14 protein-coding genes are annotated in these 19,173 nt (G+C 60.9%); 10 read left to right on the forward strand and 4 right to left on the reverse strand.

What is annotated here, in order from left to right:
• Positions 1–54: 54 nt before the first annotated feature.
• The 4 genes from SC318_RS14695 to tpx form a co-directional block, all read right to left on the reverse strand.
• Positions 55–3,162: an efflux RND transporter permease subunit gene (locus tag SC318_RS14695; RefSeq protein ID WP_320427370.1), complete on the reverse strand. Its 3,108-nt coding sequence runs from the start codon at positions 3,160–3,162 to the stop codon at positions 55–57.
• The gene (locus tag SC318_RS14700) at positions 3,159–6,260 is read right to left on the reverse strand and encodes an MdtB/MuxB family multidrug efflux RND transporter permease subunit (RefSeq protein WP_320427371.1); all 3,102 of its coding nucleotides are present in this window, start codon (positions 6,258–6,260) and stop codon (positions 3,159–3,161) included. Before SC318_RS14700 ends, SC318_RS14695 begins: the two co-directional genes overlap by 4 nt.
• Positions 6,257–7,555, reverse strand: coding sequence for an MdtA/MuxA family multidrug efflux RND transporter periplasmic adaptor subunit (locus tag SC318_RS14705; protein WP_320427372.1), 1,299 nt, complete (start codon positions 7,553–7,555; stop codon positions 6,257–6,259). The genes SC318_RS14700 and SC318_RS14705 overlap by 4 nt, the downstream gene beginning before the upstream one ends.
• Positions 7,556–7,787: 232 nt before the next feature.
• Positions 7,788–8,288 carry a thiol peroxidase gene (tpx, locus tag SC318_RS14710; RefSeq protein WP_320427373.1) on the reverse strand — a complete coding sequence of 167 codons (501 nt, stop codon included), beginning with the start codon at positions 8,286–8,288 and terminating at the stop codon, positions 7,788–7,790.
• Between the two features lie 159 nt (positions 8,289–8,447).
• Here tpx and SC318_RS14715 point away from each other — a divergent pair, with 159 nt between their 5' ends.
• From SC318_RS14715 to SC318_RS14760, 10 genes are all read left to right on the forward strand, one after another.
• Positions 8,448–9,737, forward strand: a complete 1,290-nt coding sequence (locus SC318_RS14715; RefSeq protein WP_320427374.1) for a glycosyltransferase — start codon at positions 8,448–8,450, stop codon at positions 9,735–9,737.
• Positions 9,738–9,810: 73 nt separating this feature from the next.
• Entirely contained in the window at positions 9,811–10,716 is a 906-nt protein-coding gene (locus tag SC318_RS14720) for an AraC family transcriptional regulator (RefSeq protein WP_320427375.1), read from the forward strand.
• A 139-nt stretch (positions 10,717–10,855) separates the two neighbouring features.
• A complete protein-coding gene (locus SC318_RS14725) occupies positions 10,856–11,341 on the forward strand; it encodes an Hcp family type VI secretion system effector (protein ID WP_320427376.1) in 486 nt (161 codons plus the stop codon).
• Complete coding sequence (locus tag SC318_RS14730; RefSeq protein WP_320427377.1) at positions 11,338–12,051, forward strand: DUF4225 domain-containing protein; 714 nt, start codon at positions 11,338–11,340, stop codon at positions 12,049–12,051. The genes SC318_RS14725 and SC318_RS14730 overlap by 4 nt, the downstream gene beginning before the upstream one ends.
• Positions 12,052–12,709: 658 nt before the next feature.
• Positions 12,710–12,958, forward strand: a complete 249-nt coding sequence (locus SC318_RS14735; protein WP_320427378.1) for a DUF6124 family protein — start codon at positions 12,710–12,712, stop codon at positions 12,956–12,958.
• Between the two features lie 314 nt (positions 12,959–13,272).
• Positions 13,273–14,556: an ABC transporter substrate-binding protein gene (locus SC318_RS14740; RefSeq protein ID WP_413817645.1), complete on the forward strand. Its 1,284-nt coding sequence runs from the start codon at positions 13,273–13,275 to the stop codon at positions 14,554–14,556.
• 152 nt (positions 14,557–14,708) lie between these two features.
• Positions 14,709–15,599: a carbohydrate ABC transporter permease gene (locus SC318_RS14745; RefSeq protein WP_320427380.1), complete on the forward strand. Its 891-nt coding sequence runs from the start codon at positions 14,709–14,711 to the stop codon at positions 15,597–15,599.
• A 10-nt stretch (positions 15,600–15,609) separates the two neighbouring features.
• Complete coding sequence (locus tag SC318_RS14750; RefSeq protein WP_065876330.1) at positions 15,610–16,440, forward strand: carbohydrate ABC transporter permease; 831 nt, start codon at positions 15,610–15,612, stop codon at positions 16,438–16,440.
• A gap of 23 nt (positions 16,441–16,463) precedes the next feature.
• Positions 16,464–17,567 (forward strand): ABC transporter ATP-binding protein, encoded by a 1,104-nt coding sequence (locus SC318_RS14755; protein WP_320427381.1) that lies wholly within the window; start codon positions 16,464–16,466, stop codon positions 17,565–17,567.
• Between the two features lie 18 nt (positions 17,568–17,585).
• Positions 17,586–19,067, forward strand: a complete 1,482-nt coding sequence (locus tag SC318_RS14760) for a mannitol dehydrogenase family protein (protein ID WP_320427382.1) — start codon at positions 17,586–17,588, stop codon at positions 19,065–19,067.
• Positions 19,068–19,173: the final 106 nt, after the last annotated feature.

Here is a 19,173-nt window from a genome sequence, read left to right on the forward strand (position 1 = left end):
AGCTCCCTCGCCACAACGAGCGGGTGCCTACCGTTGAAGGGGTGGTTGAATCGTTCATAGCGCAGTGTCCAGGGCAGCATCGGTACGCACACCGCGCCAGGCGTTGAAGCGGTGGCGCGCGCGGTCAAGATAGAGGTAAACCACCGGAGTGGTGTAAAGGGTCAGTATCTGGCTGAACACCAGGCCGCCGATGATGGTCAGGCCCAGGGGCTGGCGCATTTCCGCGCCATCGCCAGCGCCGAGCAGCAACGGCAAGGCACCGAGGATCGCTGCCAGCGTGGTCATCAGGATCGGTCGCAGGCGCAGCAGGCAGGCGCTGCGAATCGACTCCAGCGGGGTCATGCCGTCGTTGCGCTCAAGCTGCAGCGCCAGGTCGATCATCAGGATGGCGTTTTTCTTCACCACCCCGATCAGCAGGAACAGCCCCAGCAGCGAGATCAGGCTGAACTGCCCGCCCAGCAGGTAGATAGACAGCAACGCGCCGACGCCGGCCGACGGCAGGGTCGACAGGATCGTCAACGGGTGGATATAGCTTTCATACAGAATGCCCAGCACCAGGTACACCGCCACCAGCGCGCCGAGGATCATGAACGGCTGGCCCTTCTGGGCCGCAGCGAACGCGTCGGCGGTGCCGGCCATCTTGGCAATCACGTCTTCGGGCAGGCCAACCTTGGCAATCGCGCGCTCGATGGCAGCAGTGCCCTGCTCCACCGTGAACCCTGGCGCGATGTCGAACGCAATGCTTTCCGAGGCGAACTGGCCTTCATGACTGACGCGGTCATCGGCCAGGCTGTTCTCGTAGTGGGCAATGGTCGACAGCGGCACACGCGCGCCATCGGCGGTAATCACTTGCACCTGGTTGAGGGTGATCGGGTCCTGGGCGTATTTCTGGTTGACCTCCATGACCACCTGGTACTGGTTGAGGCTGTCGTAAATGGTGGAAATCTGGCGCTGGCTGTAGGCGTTATTGAGCACCGAGGTAACCATGTCCATGTCGATCCCCAGGCGCTTGGCCTGATCGCGGTCGACGATCAGCGTGACCTGCGCCGCGCCGCGCCCTTCGCGGGCGTCGATGGCGGTCAGCTCCGGCAGTTCACGCAAGGCCGCCACCACTTTCGGGTACCACAGGCGCAACGCGGCCAGGTCACCGCTTTGCAGAATGTAGGAATACTGCGCGCTGGTCTGGTCGCGGCTGCCGCCAAACTGCAGGTCCTGGTCGGCCATCAGGAACAGGCGCCCGCCCGGCACCAGCGGCACGTCCTTGCGCAAGCGCTCGATCACCGCCTGGGCCGAAATCTTGCGCTCAGCGATGGGCTTGAGGCGCACCAGCATCACCGCATTGTTGATACCACTGTTGCCGCCGATAAAACCGGCCACGCTGAGCACCGCCGGGTCCTTGAGCACGGCCTGTCGGAAGATTTCCATCTTCGGCTGCATCACATTGAACGACAACCCGTCATCGCCGCGCACAAAACCGATCAACTGGCCGGTGTCCTGCTGGGGCAGGAAGGTTTTCGGCACCACCACGTACAGCGCGATGTTCACGCCCACGGTGATGAACAGGCTGAGCAGGGTCAGGCGGCGATGGCGCAGCACCCAGTCCAGGCTGGTGGCGTAGGCGGCGACCATGCGTTCGTTAATCCGGTGGCTCCAGCGCTGCAAACCGGTCATATGCCCTTTGAGATGGGGCTTGAGCCAGCGTGCACAGAGCATCGGGGTCAAGGTCAGCGACACGATCAGCGAGACGATGATCGCCGCCGACAAGGTGATGGAAAACTCCCGGAACAGGCTGGTGACGATCCCCCCCATGAACAGGATGGAGAGAAACACCGCCACCAGCGACACGTTCATCGACAGCAAGGTGAAGCCGACTTCCTCAGCCCCCAGGTAGGCGGCCTTCATCGGCGGCACGCCCTCCTCGATATGCCGGGAGATGTTCTCCAGCACCACGATGGCATCGTCCACCACCAGGCCGGTGGCCAGGATCAGCGCCATCAGCGAGAAGTTGTTCAGCGAAAACCCGTACAGGTACATCACCGCAAAGGTGCCCACCAGCGACACCGGCACCGCCAGGGTGGGGATCAGCGAGGCACGGAAGTTGCCGAGGAACAGGTACACCACCAGCACCACCAGGGCCACCGCGATCAGCAGGGTCATCTCCGCTTCATGCAGGGTGGCGGTGATGACCGGCGAACGGTCCATGGCCAGGTTGAGCTTGACGCTGGACGGCAACACGGCCTGCAACGCCGGCAACTGCGCCTTGATCTGCCGGACCGTCTCGATGATGTTGGCGCCGGACTGACGGTTGATGACCAGCAGCACCGCCGAATCATTGTTGAAAAAACCGCTGTTGTAGCGGTCTTCCACACCGTCGCTGATTTTCGCGACATCGCGCAGGCGCAGCGCCGCGCCGTCCTGGTAGCGAATCAGCAGCGGTTCGTAATCCTTGGCTTTTTCCAACTGGTCGTTGGCCTGGATCTGCCAGTTGCGCTCGCTGTCTTCCAGGGAGCCCTTGGGCCGGCGCTGGTTGGCGTTGGCGATGGTATTGCGCACGTCGTCCAGGGCCACGCCGTACTGGTCGAGGGCCTTGGGCTCCAGCTCGATGCGCACGGCCGGCAGGGAGCTGCCGCCGATCTGCACTTCGCCAACACCCGGCACCTGGGACAGGCTTTGGGACAGGATCGTCGAGGCCAGGTCGTACAGCTGGCCCTTCTGCAGCACGTCCGAGGTCAGCGACAGCACCATGATCGGCGCCTGGGACGGGTTGATCTTCTTGTACGTGGGCATGCTGCGCATGCCGCTGGGCAGCAGATTGCGCGAGGCATTGATCGCCGCCTGCACTTCCCGCGCCGCGCCGTTGATATCCCGGTCGGAATCGAACGCCAGGATCACCCGCGTCGAGCCCTGGCTCGATGAGCTGCTCATGGTGGTGATGCCGGCAATCGCGCCGAACGAGCGCTCCAGCGGCGTAGCCACGGTAGCGGCCATCACCTCGGGGCTGGCGCCAGGCAAGCTGGCCGAGACCACGATCACCGGGAAGTCGATCTGCGGCAACGGCGACACCGGCAGCAGATTGAAGCTGACGCCACCGAGCAGCATGATCGCCAGGCTCAGCAGCAGCGTGGCGACCGGCCGGCGAATGAAAGGTCCGGACAGGTTCATGACTCAACCGGCTCCAGGCTCTGCGGCTCTTTGCGCCAGCGCCGGCCCAGACGATCGAAATACAGGTAGATCACCGGCGTAGTGAACAGCGTCAACACCTGGCTCACCAGCAAGCCACCGACCATCACCAGGCCCAGGGGCTGGCGCAGTTCCGCGCCGGAACCGGTGGCCAGCATCAACGGCACCGCACCGAACAACGCCGCCAGGGTGGTCATCAGGATGGGCCGAAAGCGCAGCAGCGCCGCCTGATAGATGGCGGTCTGCGGGTCCAGGCCCTGGTTGCGTTCGGCGTCAAGGGCGAAGTCGATCATCATGATCGCGTTCTTTTTTACGATACCGATCAGCAGGATGATGCCAATGATCGCGATCATGCCCAGGTCATTGCCGCTGAGCAGCAAGGCCAGCAAGGCCCCCACGGCGGCCGACGGCAAGGTCGAAAGGATGGTGATCGGGTGGATATAACTCTCGTAGAGCACCCCCAGCACGATGTACATGGTGACCACCGCCGCCAGGATCAGCAGCAAGGTGCTCGACAGCGAGGCCTCGAACGCCTGGGCCGCGCCCTGGAACTGGGTCTGCACGCCGATCGGCATGCCAATGTCCTTCTGGGTCTGGTTGATCAGTTCCACGCCTTTGCCCAGCGCAACGCCGGGGGCCAGGTTGAACGACATCATCACCGCCGGGAACTGGCCAATATGGGCAATCGACAACTGCGCCTGGCGCTGCTCCACATGGGCCAGGCTCGACAACCGTACCTGGCCGCCGTCGGTGGTCTTCACATGGATCTGGTTGAGCGCGGCCGGGCCCAGGGTTTCGCCGGACTGGGCCTGCAATACCACGCGGTACTGGCTGGCCTGGGTATAGATGGTGGAGATCTGCCGCTGGCCAAAGGCGTCGTACAGTGCGTCGGTGATGGTCGAGACGCTGACGCCCAGGCGCGAGGCGGCATCACGGTCGATCACCAGGTACACCTGCAGGCCCTTGTCCTGCAGGTCGCTGGCCACGTCGGTGAGTTCCGGCAACTGGCTGAGGGCGTGCACCAGCTTGTCGCTCCACAGCGCCAGCAACTCGGCATCCGGCGAGGACATGCTGAATTGGTACTGGGTGCGGCTGACGCGGTCCTCGATGGTCAGGTCCTGCACCGGCTGCATGAACAGGCGGATGCCCACCAACTTGTCGATTTCCGGTTGCAGGCGGGCGATTACCTGCATCGCGCTCAAGTCGCGCTGCCCGTGAGCCTTGAGGTTGATCAGCAAGCGGCCGCTGTTCAGGGTGGCGTTATCGCCATCCACGCCGATGTAGGACGACAGGCTTTCAACCGCCGGATCGGCCAGGATGATCTTCGCCAGTTCCTGTTGGCGCTGGCTCATCGCGGCAAATGAAATCGATTGCGGCGCCTCGGAAATCCCCTGGATCACCCCGGTGTCCTGCACCGGGAAAAAGCCCTTGGGCACCACCAGGTACAGCACCACCGTCAGGCCCAGGGTGGCGATGGCCACCAGCAGGGTCAGCGGTTGGTGCCTGAGCACCCACTGCAACTTGCGCCCGTAGGCTTCGATCAGCCAGTCGATCCAGGCACCGCTGGCCTTGTAAAAGCGGCCCTGCTCTTCTTCTTTCGGTTCACGCTTGAGCAAGCGCGCGCACATCATCGGCGTGAGCGTGAGGGACACCACCAGGGAAATCAGGATCGCCACGGCCAGGGTGATGGCGAACTCGCGGAACAGGCGCCCGACCACGTCGGCCATGAACAAGAGCGGGATCAATACGGCGATCAGCGACAGGGTCAGGGAAATCAGGGTGAAGCCGATCTGCTTGGCGCCCTTGAGCGCGGCGGCCATGGGTGTCTCGCCTTCCTCGATATAGCGGGAGATGTTCTCCAGCATCACGATGGCATCGTCCACCACGAACCCGGTGGCGATGGTCAGGGCCATCAACGTCAGGTTGTTGACCGAGAACCCCGCCAGGTACATCACGCCAAAGGTGCCGATCAGCGACAGCGGCACGGCGATGGACGGAATGATCGTGGCGCTCACGCGGCGCAGGAACAGGAACGTCACCATCACCACCAGGGCAATGGCGATCAGCAATTCGTGTTGTACGTCTTTCACCGACGCGCGGATGGTCTGGGTGCGGTCGGTGAGCACCGTCACGTCCAGGCCCGCCGGCAGGTTGTCAGTGATGCTCGGCAGCAAGGCCTTGATACGGTCCACCACCTCGATCACGTTGGCGCCCGGCTGGCGCTGGATATTGAGCAGCACGGCCTGGTTTTCATTGGCCCAGGCGGCAAGGCGCTCGTTTTCGGCGCCGTCGACGATCTGCGCCACGTCCTTGAGACGCAACGGCGCGCCGTTGCTGTAGGCCAGGATCAAGTTGGCATATTGCTCGGGCGACACCAACTGATCGTTGGCATCGAGCATCGACACCCGGGTGGGGCCGTCGAAGTTGCCCTTGGGCTGGTTGACGTTGGACGCGGCGATCAGGGTGCGCACGTCCGACAGGTTCAAGCCATTGGCCGCCAGGGCTTCGGGGTTGACCTTGATGCGCACGGCCTGACGCTGGCCGCCGGCAATGCTGACCATGCCGACGCCGCTGATCTGCGCGATCTTTTGCGCCATGCGCGTGTCGACCAGGTCATTGAGCTTGGGCAGCAGCATGGTCTTGGACGTAATGGCCAACGTCAGCACCGGGGTGTCCGCCGGGTTGACCTTGTTGTACACCGGCGGCGCCGGCAGGTCCTTGGGCAGCAGGTTGGTGGCGGCGTTGATCGCGGCCTGCACCTGCTGCTCGGCGACATCCATATTGATGTCGAGATTGAAACGCAGGGTCAGCACCGAGGCGCCGCCTGAGCTGGTGGAGGCCATCTGGGTCAGGCCGGGCATCTGCCCGAACTGGCGCTCCAGCGGTGCGGTGACTGCGCTGGTCATTACGTCGGGGCTGGCACCCGGGTACAGCGTCATCACGCGAATGGTCGGGTAGTCCACCTGGGGCAACGCCGACACCGGCAGCAACCGGTAAGCGATGAGCCCGGCCAGCACAATGGCCAGCATGCTCAGCGTGGTGGCGACCGGGCGAAGGATAAACAGGCGCGACAGGTTCATGCGCCGACCTTTTGCGCCTTGCCGGCGTCAGTACCGGTCTCCCCTTTTGCCGCAGGCTTGCCTTGCAGGTGTTCGGTCGGGGTGGTCGGCACTTGGCTGCTGTCGTTGACCACCTCGATTTCGCTGCCGTCCTTGAGCCGGTCGGTGCCTTCCATGACCACCCGATCACCCGCCGCCAGGCCTTGCTTGATCACGGTGTTGTCGCCGTCGGTGTCGCCCACCACCAGCGGCTGGACCTTGACCTTCTTGTCGCCATCGAGCTTGTAGACGAAGGTGCCGTTATTGCCGAACTGGATCGCGGCGGACGGTGCCAGCACCACGTTGTGCAGGGTATCGGCGAGCAAATGCACGTTGACGAACTGATTGGGAAACAGCGCCTGATCCTTGTTATCGAAGCGCGCCTTGAATTTCAGGGTGCCGGTGGTCACATCGATCTGGTTGTCCAGGCTTTGCAGCACGCCCACTGCCTGCTTTTTCGTGTCGCCACGGTCCCAGGCTTCCACCGGCAGCTTGTTGCCGGCGTGGTAACGCTGGAGGACGGTTTCCAGGGTGTTTTCCGGCAGGGTGAAGGCCACGCTGATCGGCTGGGTCTGGGTAATCACTGCCAGGGCGGTGGTGTCGTTGGCGGCCACCAGGTTGCCGACATCGAGCTGGCGCAGGCCGACGCGACCGGCAATCGGCGCGCGGATCCTGGTGAATTCAAGGTTCAGCTTGGCATCGTCGACCGCGCCCTGGTTGGTCTTGACCGTGCCCTGGTATTGCAGGACCAGCGCTTCGGCGGTGTCCAGGGTTTGCTTGGCGATGCTGTCCTGGGCATACAGGCCGCGATAGCGCTCGACGTCGACCTGGGCGTTTTTCAACTGGGCCTGGTTCTGCAGCAGCGTGCCCTGGGCCTGGAGCAAGGCGTTCTGGTAACTGCGCGGGTCGATTTCCGCCAGCAGGTCTCCGGCCTTGACCATCTGCCCTTCCTCGAAGGCGATCTTGACCAGTTCACCACCCACCCGGCTGCGCACATTGATGGTGTTGAGCGCGGTGACCGTGCCCAGCGCCTTGTAGTACACCGGGAACTCCCCCAACACCGCAGGCGCCACCCGCACCGGCACCGGGCCGGTGGAGCCGCCAAACCCTGGGCGGGCCATGCCGCTCTTGCCGGTATGCCCGGCCGGCGCGTCCTTGTGAGCCGCGCCGCCGGGCCAGAATTTCCAGCACAGGCCGGCGATAACCAGCAGCACGAGCAGGCCGAACAGCCAGCGGCGGGAGTTGCGGGGGGAGGATTGCATGGATTGATCAACCATTGGGCGCGAGAGCTTCTACTTTGGGAGGCTGAAAGATAAGCACTGGGGCGCATTTAGAAAAGCGCCTTTACCGGCTATTTACCTTGGGCTTACAACTTTTCAGCGTCGGGTTCTGGTGCATGGGCTGTTTCGCTAAGCTGCTGACACCCAAATGAAAACGGCCTGGACTAGGCCAGGCCGCAATCTTGCACGACGCGTGTGACTGCCAAACGACAGTCATACGCGCAAACAGTTACTTCAGAACAGCCAGGGCTGCCTCGTAGTTCGGCTCCTGGCCAATTTCGGCAACCAGTTCGCTGTGCAGTACGTTGTCGTTCTCGTCCAGTACCACGACAGCGCGCGCGGTCAGGCTGCGCAGCGGGCCGTCGACGATGTCCACACCGTAGTCCTGGGAGAACGCGGCGCTGCGGAAGTCCGACAGGCTTTTCACGTTTTCCAGGCCTTCGGAGCCGCAGAAACGCGCTTGGGCAAATGGCAGGTCCGAGGAAATGCACAGTACGACGGTATTGTTCAGTTCGTTGGCCTGGGCGTTGAACTTGCGTACCGAGGTGGCGCAGGTCGGGGTGTCGACGCTTGGGAAGATGTTCAATACTTTGCGCTTGCCGGCGAAGGTCGCCAGGGTGGCGTCCGACAGATCGCTGGCGGTCAGGGTGAAGTCTGGGGCCTGGGTACCGGCTTGCGGCAGTTCGCCTTCAACCTGGACAGGGTTACCACGGAGGGTGACTTGAGCCATGATCGGAATCCTTATGTTGGGTTTGGTTAAACGAATTCGAGAGGCGGAAGTTAACCACAAAGTGCGTTGGCTACCTACCGCCAGCAACAAATTGTCATATCGCCGGGTTGTGGTTTAATTGCGCGCTTTTTTGCCTGCACCTCAAGGAACCTGTCGTAGATGAATCAGCCCGCCACCAAAGTCCTGGTCATTGGTTATGTCTGGCCGGAGCCCCGTTCCTCGGCCGCGGGCGGGCATATGATGCAGATTCTGGAGAGTTTTCTTACACAAGGTTGGGACATTACCTTCAGCAGCCCCGCGACCATCGGTGAGCACAAGGCCGATTTGCCGGCGCTGGGCATCCGTGAGTGCGCCATCGAGCTCAATAACAGCAGCTTCGACGACTTTATCCGCGAACTGGCACCGGACATCGTGCTGTTCGACCGCTTCATGATGGAAGAGCAATTCGGCTGGCGCGTGGAAAAATGCTGCCCCAACGCCCTGCGCGTACTGGAAACCTCCGATCTGCAAAGCCTGCGCGACGCACGTCACCAGCAGCTCAAGGATGCACTCAAGGCCGATCCGGACACTGATGACTTCACCGCCCTGTTCGCCCCGGGCCTGGAGCAAGAATTCCAAGGGATGGCCGACACCGACCTGGCCAAACGGGAAATCGCCGCGATTTACCGCTGTGACATCAGCCTGATGATCTCCTACGTGGAAATTCGCCTGCTCACCGAGCAGTTCAAGGTGCCCGCCGCCCTGCTCCACTGGTGCCCCTTGATGATGGTGCCCCCGACCGACGCCTTCGCGCCGTTCGAAGAGCGTGCGCATTTTCTCAGCATCGGCAACTTCCGCCACGCGCCCAACTGGGATGCGGTGCTGTGGATGAAGAACCGCCTGTGGCCGTTGATTCGCCAGCAATTGCCCGGCGCCCAGTTGCATGTCTACGGCGCCTACACCCCGCCCAAGGCCACCGCGCTGCACAACCCGGCGCAGGGCTTTCATGTGATGAACTGGGCCGAAGACGCACTGCACGTGATGACGGCCGCGCGCATCTGCCTGGCGCCATTGCGGTTCGGCGCCGGGATCAAGGGCAAACTGGCGGACGCGATGCTGTGCGGCACGCCGAACATCACCACGCCGATCGGTGCCGAAGCCATGGGCTGCGAACTGCCCTGGCCGGGCGCCATCGAGCACAGCGCCGCGGCACTGGCCGCTGCCGCCGTGAGCCTGTATCAGGACCGCGAGCGTTGGACCCAGGCCCAGGAAAACGGCCGCCAATTGCTTGCCCGGCGCTACGACCAACACATCCACGGGCCAGCGCTGATCGCCTGCCTGGAACACTGCCGCAGCCAGCTGGACGCGCATCGACGGGATAATTTCACCGGCAGCATGCTGCGCCACCATGCCCATAAAAGTACCCAGTACATGTCCCAGTGGATCGAGGCAAAAAACCGTAGCCTTTAAACGCCCGGCGCTGGCAGGGTTGTGCGCAACGGGGCATTATCCTACGCAGCAACCACAATAAAGCGACGGCAGCATGACCCGAGCAACGCGCATCACCGACCCTTCCTACGAGCTGATGGACGACCATAACGGCCTGTCCATCATCTATCGCCAGCACGGCTTCCCCTGCCCGCTGGTGCGCTGGCACTTCCATAAGGAGTACGAGCTGCACCTGATCGTCGCCAGCTCCGGCAAGGTGTTCATCGGCGACTACATCGGTAATTTCTACCCGCAAAGCCTGTTCCTCACCGGCCCCAACCTGCCCCACAACTGGATCAGCCAGGTGGAGGAAGACGAGGTCATCCCCAAGCGCGACATGCTGGTCAATTTCACCGATGAACTGCTGGAGAACGGCAGTCACACCTTCAATGAGCTCAAGACCCTGGCGCCGATGCTGGAGCGCGCGCAATACGGCATCGAGTTTCGCTGCAAACGCACGATTGCCCAGGCGATGAGCTTGATGCAGCGCATCGAGGATGCCCAGGGCATGGCGCGGCTGGGGCACTTTTTTATCTTGCTGGAGGTGTTGAGCTCCTGTGAGGACTACCAACTGCTGTCCGGGGTAAACACGCCACAACTGGCGGACGAACACAGCATCGACCGCACCAACCGCGCGGTGGACTACATCTTCGCCCACTACGCCCGCGAGCTGCCGCTGGAGGAAGTCGCGGACTACCTGGGAATGAAGCCGACCTATTTCTCCCGGGTGTTCAAGCAAGCCACCGGGCGCACGTTCATTGAATTCGTCAATCGCCTTCGGATCAGCAAGTCGTGCGAGTTACTGGCCGATGGTAATAAAGCTGTGACCGATGTCTGCTTTGAGTCGGGGTTCAATAACATTTCCAACTTCAACCGGCGCTTCCAGCAGCTCAAGGGGATGACGCCGTCCCACTATCGACGGTTGGCGGTGCAGCGCTTGACGGAGCAGAATTTGGCTTGAGCGGAGCACTGCCATGTTTCGTGCTTAACACTCTGAATATTCCTACATCCCACTCGCACTACAAAAAGCGAAACATCCGATATTTCCTATTTACATTTTTCCGTATGTTTGTGTCTAACACATCAGGAAATTCGCTTCCATGGCTAACCACGGCTACATGTCTATCAAAGGAAAATCTCAAGGCCTCATTTCTGCGGGCTGCTCGACCCAGGGCTCCATTGGTAACAAATGTCAGGAAGGGCACAGGGACGAAATATTGGTGCTGTCCTTCAACCACAATATGCTCAACACCGGCAACGTCAGAGTATCAACGCACGGCCCTGTAACTATCACGAAAAATATTGACAAATCCTCGCCCTTGCTCGCCGTGGCGTTATCCAACAGAGAGGAGCTGAACTGCGTGATCGATTTTTATCGTATTTCACAGTTCGGCCAACAGCAAAAATACTACACCGTCGATATAAGAGGTTGCATCATTGCCAGCCTGACTGTCGATGTTCCGCATTCTGTTTTACTGAACGATGTAGACGCTCAGGAACATCTGGCTATTCGTTATCGCGAGATCATCTGGACACATCATCTCGCGGGCACCAGCGGTTATGGTTCATGGGAAAGCGGGCGATGAATTCAAAGAAACAAAATCAAACCCCCGCTTTCTATGACTTAGGAATAGTCAGCCAAGCCGCAGCCAATCTGACCAGCCAGGCTTGCACAATCAGCGCTCGTCATCTGCAGGATGGTGTGACTCGCTCGATATTCAATCGAGAAGTAGCCTATTACGCTCGTAGTATTGTCAAGGACGTGGAGCAGGGAAAAAAGACAGTCGCAGAGGGGCTGACTGAGATAAAAAAAGAGCAGCGTAGCTTGCTGGATCAGTCAGCAGAAATCGCAAAAAAAGGAATCGGAGTAGTCGCGGGGGCGCTTCAAATCGCCACAGGTGCTGGAATTTGCTACGCCTCGGTGGGGAGCCTTTGCCTCATCGCAGGCGTCCCGTTGATGGCCCATGGTGCTAATAACTTATATGAAGGAGGACGTAACCTGGTAACCGCACAATCAAATACCATCGGCCCGGTTCGTGCCATGTACCAATCGGCTGCCTTCGCCGCCGGCCACGGAGAGCGAGAGGCAAACATGGCCTATGGCGCCGTTGATATTGGGTTGTCGGCCTACAGCATTGTGAGGCACGTGCTTAAACCTGACGCTTGGCGATTGTTCAGATACTTGGACGCGGACCGTGTTCGCGCTTACAAAACAATGAGTCCTGCTTCACTGGGAGCTGAAGCCATCATCAATGGCATTACGGTAGACCAGCTTTATAAAGAGCAAAAAAAATGATCTCCTGGCTATTCCCGATACTGTCCGCACTCGGATTACTTTGCGGATTCTCACTTAGAGTCTTACTTTCCAGTAAAAACTTAGGGTATGTGAAACTGTTTCTTGGACTAATCCCAAACATGCTAGCCATGGCTTTACATTATAAAATTGTCTATCTCGACATATTCCCATTCTTGGGGCACAGGCCAGACATAATCGATGAGTATGTATTTATTGGGTGGCTAGCGCTGGCCTGCTTCCTGCTGCATGCCTGTGCATTTCCAGTTAAATACGACTTACAGTGGTGGTGGAAAAAACCAAAATAGCAGTCTCACTCTTGGAAAGGAGATGAAAGCATGGTCTTTTTGAAGATACTGGAAAACAGAAACGTCTTACACGGTTTTGAGGTTGTCCCTAGGACACTCAATCTCTAGTCTCCGTACACCGCTGCATACGCAGCGGACGGGCGTCGCGGCCCGGTTAATCAGATGCAAAGTGCCATTTCCGCTTGTTAGTCGATGTTTTTTTATCGTCTACTGTGCGGCCTCATGGTGGCTGTGCGCGGGATACCTTCGGGTATGCCGGTTTCCTGATTCCGGTCCGCGAACCTGCGTACAGCTACCACCCAATAGCGTCGCGGCGATCGGGTGGCAGCTCCACTTAAATCAGGAGTTTCACCATGATCAAACCCACCCCCAATCCCCCGATCGATCCAGCACCCAGCGTGCTGTTCACCGTGAAAGACGGCATTTCCCCTCAAGACTTACTGGTCAACCTCAGCGAATCACTCGCCTCTGCCCACGCCCTCACCTGCGATTTCGCGTTTGAGCTCGACGGCTCACGCCGCGAAGGCGCGCTGGGCATTGCGCAGTTGATCGAGGTATCTCGGCTGTTGGCTGAACGCGTACTGGCTGATCTCGAGGGTTAAACCCTGCACGATCGTTCCCACGCTGCGCGTGGTAACGCCGCCTGGGACGCTCCGCGTCCCCGGGTGACGCAGAGCGTCACGGTATGCATTCCCACGCGGAGCGTGGGAACGATCGTGCCGAGTGCAAAAAAGTATCAGTCCCAGTGCTCCCAAGGATTTGTCAGCGTGCCGTTTGAAGGCTGTAATCAGCGCACACTCTTCCTGACTCCCTGTAGGAAGACACAACAACAATAACTGTCCTTCTGTAGCCCCTGGGCGCAGAAAAGGAGTGCGCGATGAAGTTCACAGCAAAAGCTCTGCTTGTCTCCACCTGCATGATGACCTGCATGACCCTCAGCGCCGTCAGCTTCGGCGCGCAAACCCTGACCATTGCCACCGTCAACAACAGCGACATGATTCGCATGCAGAAACTCTCGAAAACCTTCGAGAGCGAGCATCCAGAGATCAAGCTGAACTGGGTGGTGCTCGAAGAAAACGTACTGCGCCAGCGCCTGACCACCGACATCGCCACCCAGGGCGGGCAGTTCGACGTGTTGACCATCGGCATGTACGAAGCCGCACTCTGGGGCGCCAAGGGCTGGCTGGAGCCGATGAAAGACCTGCCGGCTTCCTACGACCTCGACGACGTATTCCCTTCTGTACGCGACGGACTTTCCGTCAAAGGCTCGCTGTACGCCCTGCCGTTCTATGCCGAAAGCTCGATCACCTATTACCGCACCGACCTGTTCAAGGACGCCGGGCTGAACATGCCCGAGCACCCGACCTGGAGCCAGATCGGCGAATACGCGGCCAAACTCACCGACAAATCCAAAGAACAGTACGGCCTGTGCCTGCGCGGTAAAGCCGGCTGGGGCGAAAATATGGCGCTGATCACCACCCTGGCCAACGGCTACGGGGCGCGCTGGTTCGATGAGAAGTGGCAGCCCGAATTCAACGGCCCGGAGTGGAAAGACGCGCTGAACTTCTACGTCGACAACATGAAAAAATCCGGCCCGCCAGGTGCGTCGAGCAACGGCTTCAACGAGAACCTGGCACTGTTCAACAGTGGCAAGTGCGCGATCTGGGTGGATGCCAGCGTGGCCGGCTCGTTCGTCACCGACAAGACCCAAAGCAAGGTGGCTGACCATGTCGGCTTTACCTTTGCCCCGCACGAGAAGACCGACAAGGGCACCTCGTGGCTGTACTCCTGGAGCCTGGCGATCCCCACCAGCTCCAAGGCCAAGGACGCCGCCAAGGTGTTCACCACCTGGGCCACTTCCAAGGAATACAGCCAACTGGTGGCCAAGACCGACGGTATCGCCAACGTACCGCCAGGCACGCGCCAGTCCACCTACAGCGACGAGTACATGAAAGCCGCGCCGTTCGCCAAGGTGACCCTGGAATCGCTGAAAGTGGCGGACCCGACCAAGCCGACGGAAAAACCGGTGCCGTATATCGGCATTCAACTGGTGACCATTCCTGAGTTCCAGGCGATTGGTACCCAGGTCGGCAAGTTCTTCTCCGGCGCACTGACCGGCCAGCAGACGGTCGATGCCGCACTGACGGCCGCGCAGACCACCACCGAGCGCGAAATGAAGCGGGCCGGTTACCCCAAGTAACCCGGCCTCACCCCTGTCAAAGGTGGGAGGGGGCTTGCCCCCGATAGCAGTGGATCAGCCAACTGATTGATCGACTGACACTCCGCTATCGGGGGCAAGCCCCCTCCCACATTGACCGCGCTCCGATTCGTATCCGACTGGTCCTGATCCTAATGAATACATCCGCCAAAAACCGCCTGGCCAACCCCGGCTGGTTCCTCGTCAGCCCCTCGGTGGCCTTGTTGCTGCTCTGGATGATCGTGCCGCTGGGCATGACCCTGTACTTTTCGCTGATCCGCTACAACCTGCTCTACCCCGGCGAAAACCAGTTCGTCGGCCTGGAAAACTTCACCTACTTCGTCACCGACTCGGGCTTCCTGCCCGGTGCCACCAACACACTGTTGCTGGTGGGCAGCGTGCTGCTGATCAGCGTGGTGTTCGGCGTGTTGATCAGTGCGTTGCTGGAGGCCAGTGAGTTCTTCGGTCGCGGCCTGGTGCGGGTGTTGCTGATTTCGCCATTTTTCATCATGCCCACCGTCGGTGCGCTGATCTGGAAGAACCTGATTTTCCACCCGGTGTCGGGGGTGCTGGCCGCCGTCTGGAAGCTGTTTGGCGCCGAGCCGGTGGATTGGCTGGCGCACTACCCGCTGCTGTCGATCATCATCATTGTGTCGTGGCAGTGGCTGCCCTTCGCCATCCTGCTGCTGATGACCGCCATGCAGTCCCTTGACCAGGAACAAAAGGAGGCCGCGCGCCTGGACGGTGCCGGCGCCATCGCGATCTTCTGGCACCTGACCCTGCCGCACCTGGCGCGTCCGATTGCGGTGGTGGTGATGATCGAAACCATCTTTCTGCTCTCGGTATTCGCCGAAATCTTCACCACCACCAACGGTGGCCCCGGCTACGCCTCGACCAACCTCGCCTACCTTATCTACAACCAGGCGCTGGTGCAGTTCGACGTGGGCATGGCCTCGGCCGGCGGCTTGATCGCCGTGGTCATCGCCAACATCGCGGCGATCATCCTGGTGCGGATGATCGGCAAAAACCTGACTGACAAGCCTTGAGGGCCGCGCCATGACGCTTCAACAATCCCGCCGCCTGCAGAGCCTGTTGCTCGGCACCCTGGCCTGGGCCATTGCGATCCTGATTTTCTTCCCGATCTTCTGGATGGTGCTGACCAGTTTCAAGACCGAAATCGACGCGTTCGCCACGCCGCCGCAGTTCATCTTCACGCCGACGCTGGAGAACTACCTGCACATCAACGAGCGCAGCAACTACTTCAGCTATGCCTGGAACTCGGTGCTGATCTCGTTCAGCGCCACCGCCCTGTGCCTGCTGATCTCGGTGCCGGCCGCCTACTCCATGGCCTTCTACGAGACAAAGCGCACCAAGGGCACGCTGCTGTGGATGCTGTCCACCAAGATGCTGCCGCCGGTGGGCGTGCTGATGCCGATCTACTTGCTGGCCAAGAGCTTTGGGCTTTTGGACACGCGCATCGCGCTGATCATCATCTACACCCTGATCAACCTGCCGATTGTGGTGTGGATGGTTTACACCTATTTCAAGGACATTCCCAAGGACATCCTCGAAGCCGCACGCCTGGATGGCGCCACCCTGTGGCAGGAAATGGTCCGGGTACTGCTGCCAATCGCCAAGGGCGGCCTGGCCTCCACCGTGCTGCTGTCGTTGATCCTGTGCTGGAACGAAGCCTTCTGGTCGCTGAACCTGACGTCATCGAGCGCCGCGCCGCTGACCGCGCTGATCGCCTCCTATTCCAGCCCCGAAGGCTTGTTCTGGGCCAAATTGTCTGCCGTATCGACCCTGGCCTGCGCGCCGATCCTGATCTTTGGCTGGATCAGCCAGAAACAGCTGGTGCGCGGACTGTCCTTCGGCGCAGTCAAATAATAATTCCAAGCGGAGGGCCCATCATGGCCAACCTGAAAATCAAGAATCTGCAAAAAGGCTTCGAAGGTTTTTCCATCATCAAGGGCATCGACCTGGAAGTGAACGACAAGGAATTCGTGGTGTTCGTCGGCCCGTCGGGCTGTGGCAAATCCACGCTGCTGCGCCTGATCGCCGGCCTGGAAGAAGTCAGCGAAGGCACCATCGAGCTGGACGGGCGTGACATCACCGAAGTGACCCCGGCCAAGCGTGACCTGGCCATGGTGTTCCAGACCTACGCGCTGTACCCGCACATGAGCGTGCGCAAGAACATGTCGTTCGCCCTGGATCTGGCCGGCGTCGACAAGAAGCTGGTGGAAAGCAAGGTCAGCGAAGCGGCGCGCATTCTGGAGCTGGGCCCGCTGCTGGAGCGCAAGCCCAAGCAGCTCTCCGGCGGCCAGCGCCAGCGCGTGGCGATTGGCCGGGCGATTGTGCGTAACCCGAAGATTTTCCTGTTCGACGAACCCTTGTCCAACCTCGACGCCGCCCTGCGCGTGCAGATGCGCCTGGAACTGGCACGCCTGCATAAAGAGCTGCAGGCGACCATGATCTACGTGACCCACGACCAGGTCGAAGCCATGACCCTGGCCGACAAAGTCGTGGTGCTCAACAGCGGTCGCATCGAACAGGTGGGCTCGCCGCTGGAGCTGTATCACCAGCCGGCCAACCTGTTTGTCGCAGGCTTTCTCGGCACACCCAAAATGGGCTTCCTCAAGGGCAAAGTGACCTGGGTGGAGGGCCAGGGCTGCGACGTACAGCTGGACGCCGGCACCCTGATCAGCCTGCCGCTGAGCGGCCCGAGCCTGAGCGTAGGCAGCGCAGTGACCCTGGGCATTCGCCCCGAGCACCTGGAAATCGCCGCCCCCGGCCAGACCACCCTGACCGTCACCGCCGACGTCGGCGAACGCCTGGGCAGCGACACCTTCTGCCACGTCATCACCGCCAACGGCGAGCCGCTGACCATGCGTATTCGTGGCGACATGGCCAGCCAATATGGCGAAACCCTGCAGCTGCACCTGGACCCGGCGCACTGCCACCTGTTCGACACCGACGGCGTGGCCGTGGCCCGTCCCCTGCGCGCTGCCGCCTGATACCGCGAGTATTCCCAGATGAAACTGAATAGACACAACCTCACCCAGCTGGCGCCCGAAGTGCAACTGCCGGCTTATGCGATTGCCGATACCCGCCAGGGCATCGCGCACATCGGCGTCGGCGGTTTCCACCGGGCGCACCAGGCGTTTTACACCGACGCCTTGATGAACACCGGCGAAGGCCTGGACTGGAGCATCTGCGGCGTTGGCCTGCGCGCGGAAGACCGCAAGGCCCGCGACGACCTGGCCGGCCAGGATTATCTGTTTACCCTGTACGAACTGGGCGACACCGACGACACCGAAGTGCGCGTGATCGGCGCCCTCAGTGACATGCTGCTGGCAGAGGACGGCGCTCAGGCCCTGATCAATAAACTGGCCGACCCGGCCATTCGTATCGTCTCGCTGACCATCACCGAAGGCGGCTATTGCATCGACGACAGCAACGGCGAATTCATGGCGCACCTGCCGCAGATCCAGCATGACCTGGCGCACCCCGGCGCACCGAAGACCGTGTTCGGCTTTCTCTGCGCCGCACTGAACCAACGCCGCGCCGCCGGCACTCCCGCGTTCACGGTGATGTCCTGCGATAACCTGCCGCACAACGGCGCGGTCACCCGCAAGGCGCTGCTGGCGTTCGCCGCGCTGCACGACGCGCAACTGCGTGACTGGATCGACGCCAATGTGAGCTTCCCGAATGCCATGGTCGACCGCATCACGCCGATGACCAGCACCGCCCACCGCCTGCAACTGCATGACGAGCACGGCATCGACGATGCCTGGCCGGTGGTGTGCGAGCCCTTTGTGCAGTGGGTGCTGGAAGACAAGTTCGTCAACGGCCGCCCGGCCTGGGAAAAGGTCGGCGTGCAGTTCACCGACGACGTGACGCCGTACGAAGAAATGAAGATCGGCCTGCTCAACGGCAGCCACCTGGCCCTGACTTACCTGGGGTTTCTCAAGGGTTACCGGTTTGTTCACGAAACCATGAACGACCCGCTGTTTGTCGCCTATATGCGCGCTTACATGGACCTGGACGTCACGCCGAACCTGGCGCCGGTGCCGGGCATCGACCTGACGGAGTACAAGCAGACCCTGGTGGACCGCTTTTCCAACCAGGCAATTGCCGACCAGCTGGAACGGGTGTGCTCGGACGGTTCGTCGAAATTCCCCAAGTTCACCGTGCCGACCATCAATCGCTTGATTGCCGATGGGCGCGAGACCGAGCGCGCAGCGTTGGTCGTGGCGGCGTGGGCGCTGTACCTCAAGGGCGTGGACGAGAACGGGGCGAGCTACACCATTGCCGATCCGCGCGCCGAGTTCTGCCAGGCACTGGTGAGTGATGACGCATTGATCAGCCAGCGCCTGCTGGGGGTTGAAGAGATTTTCGGTACGGCTATTCCCAACTCGCCTGGGTTTGTGGCAGCTTTCCAGCGGTGTTATGGGAGCCTGCGTGACAACGGCGTCACTGCGACCCTGCAGAACCTCCTGAAGAAACCGGCTTAAACCTGTGGGAGGGGGCTTGCCCCCGATAGCGGTGTATCAGTCAATACAGGCTTCACTGACCCACCGCTATCGGGGGCAAGCCCCCTCCCACATGTTGACTGTATTA

The sequence above is a fragment of the Pseudomonas sp. MUP55 genome, assembly GCF_034043515.1.
GTDB lineage: Bacteria > Pseudomonadota > Gammaproteobacteria > Pseudomonadales > Pseudomonadaceae > Aquipseudomonas.

Excerpts from the sequence above, each read along its gene's own strand:
- SC318_RS14695 (WP_320427370.1), bottom strand. The coding sequence starts at position 3,162 with ATGAACCTGTCCGGACCTTTCATTCGCCGGCCGGTCGCCACGCTGCTG.
- SC318_RS14745 (WP_320427380.1), top strand. The coding sequence starts at position 14,709 with ATGAATACATCCGCCAAAAACCGCCTGGCCAACCCCGGCTGGTTCCTC.
- SC318_RS14725 (WP_320427376.1), top strand. The coding sequence starts at position 10,856 with ATGGCTAACCACGGCTACATGTCTATCAAAGGAAAATCTCAAGGCCTC.
- SC318_RS14700 (WP_320427371.1), bottom strand. The coding sequence starts at position 6,260 with ATGAACCTGTCGCGCCTGTTTATCCTTCGCCCGGTCGCCACCACGCTG.
- SC318_RS14730 (WP_320427377.1), top strand. The coding sequence starts at position 11,338 with ATGAATTCAAAGAAACAAAATCAAACCCCCGCTTTCTATGACTTAGGA.
- SC318_RS14755 (WP_320427381.1), top strand. The coding sequence starts at position 16,464 with ATGGCCAACCTGAAAATCAAGAATCTGCAAAAAGGCTTCGAAGGTTTT.
- tpx (WP_320427373.1), bottom strand. The coding sequence starts at position 8,288 with ATGGCTCAAGTCACCCTCCGTGGTAACCCTGTCCAGGTTGAAGGCGAA.
- SC318_RS14750 (WP_065876330.1), top strand. The coding sequence starts at position 15,610 with ATGACGCTTCAACAATCCCGCCGCCTGCAGAGCCTGTTGCTCGGCACC.
- SC318_RS14740 (WP_413817645.1), top strand. The coding sequence starts at position 13,273 with ATGATGACCTGCATGACCCTCAGCGCCGTCAGCTTCGGCGCGCAAACC.
- SC318_RS14760 (WP_320427382.1), top strand. The coding sequence starts at position 17,586 with ATGAAACTGAATAGACACAACCTCACCCAGCTGGCGCCCGAAGTGCAA.
- SC318_RS14705 (WP_320427372.1), bottom strand. The coding sequence starts at position 7,555 with ATGGTTGATCAATCCATGCAATCCTCCCCCCGCAACTCCCGCCGCTGG.
- SC318_RS14720 (WP_320427375.1), top strand. The coding sequence starts at position 9,811 with ATGACCCGAGCAACGCGCATCACCGACCCTTCCTACGAGCTGATGGAC.
- SC318_RS14715 (WP_320427374.1), top strand. The coding sequence starts at position 8,448 with ATGAATCAGCCCGCCACCAAAGTCCTGGTCATTGGTTATGTCTGGCCG.
- SC318_RS14735 (WP_320427378.1), top strand. The coding sequence starts at position 12,710 with ATGATCAAACCCACCCCCAATCCCCCGATCGATCCAGCACCCAGCGTG.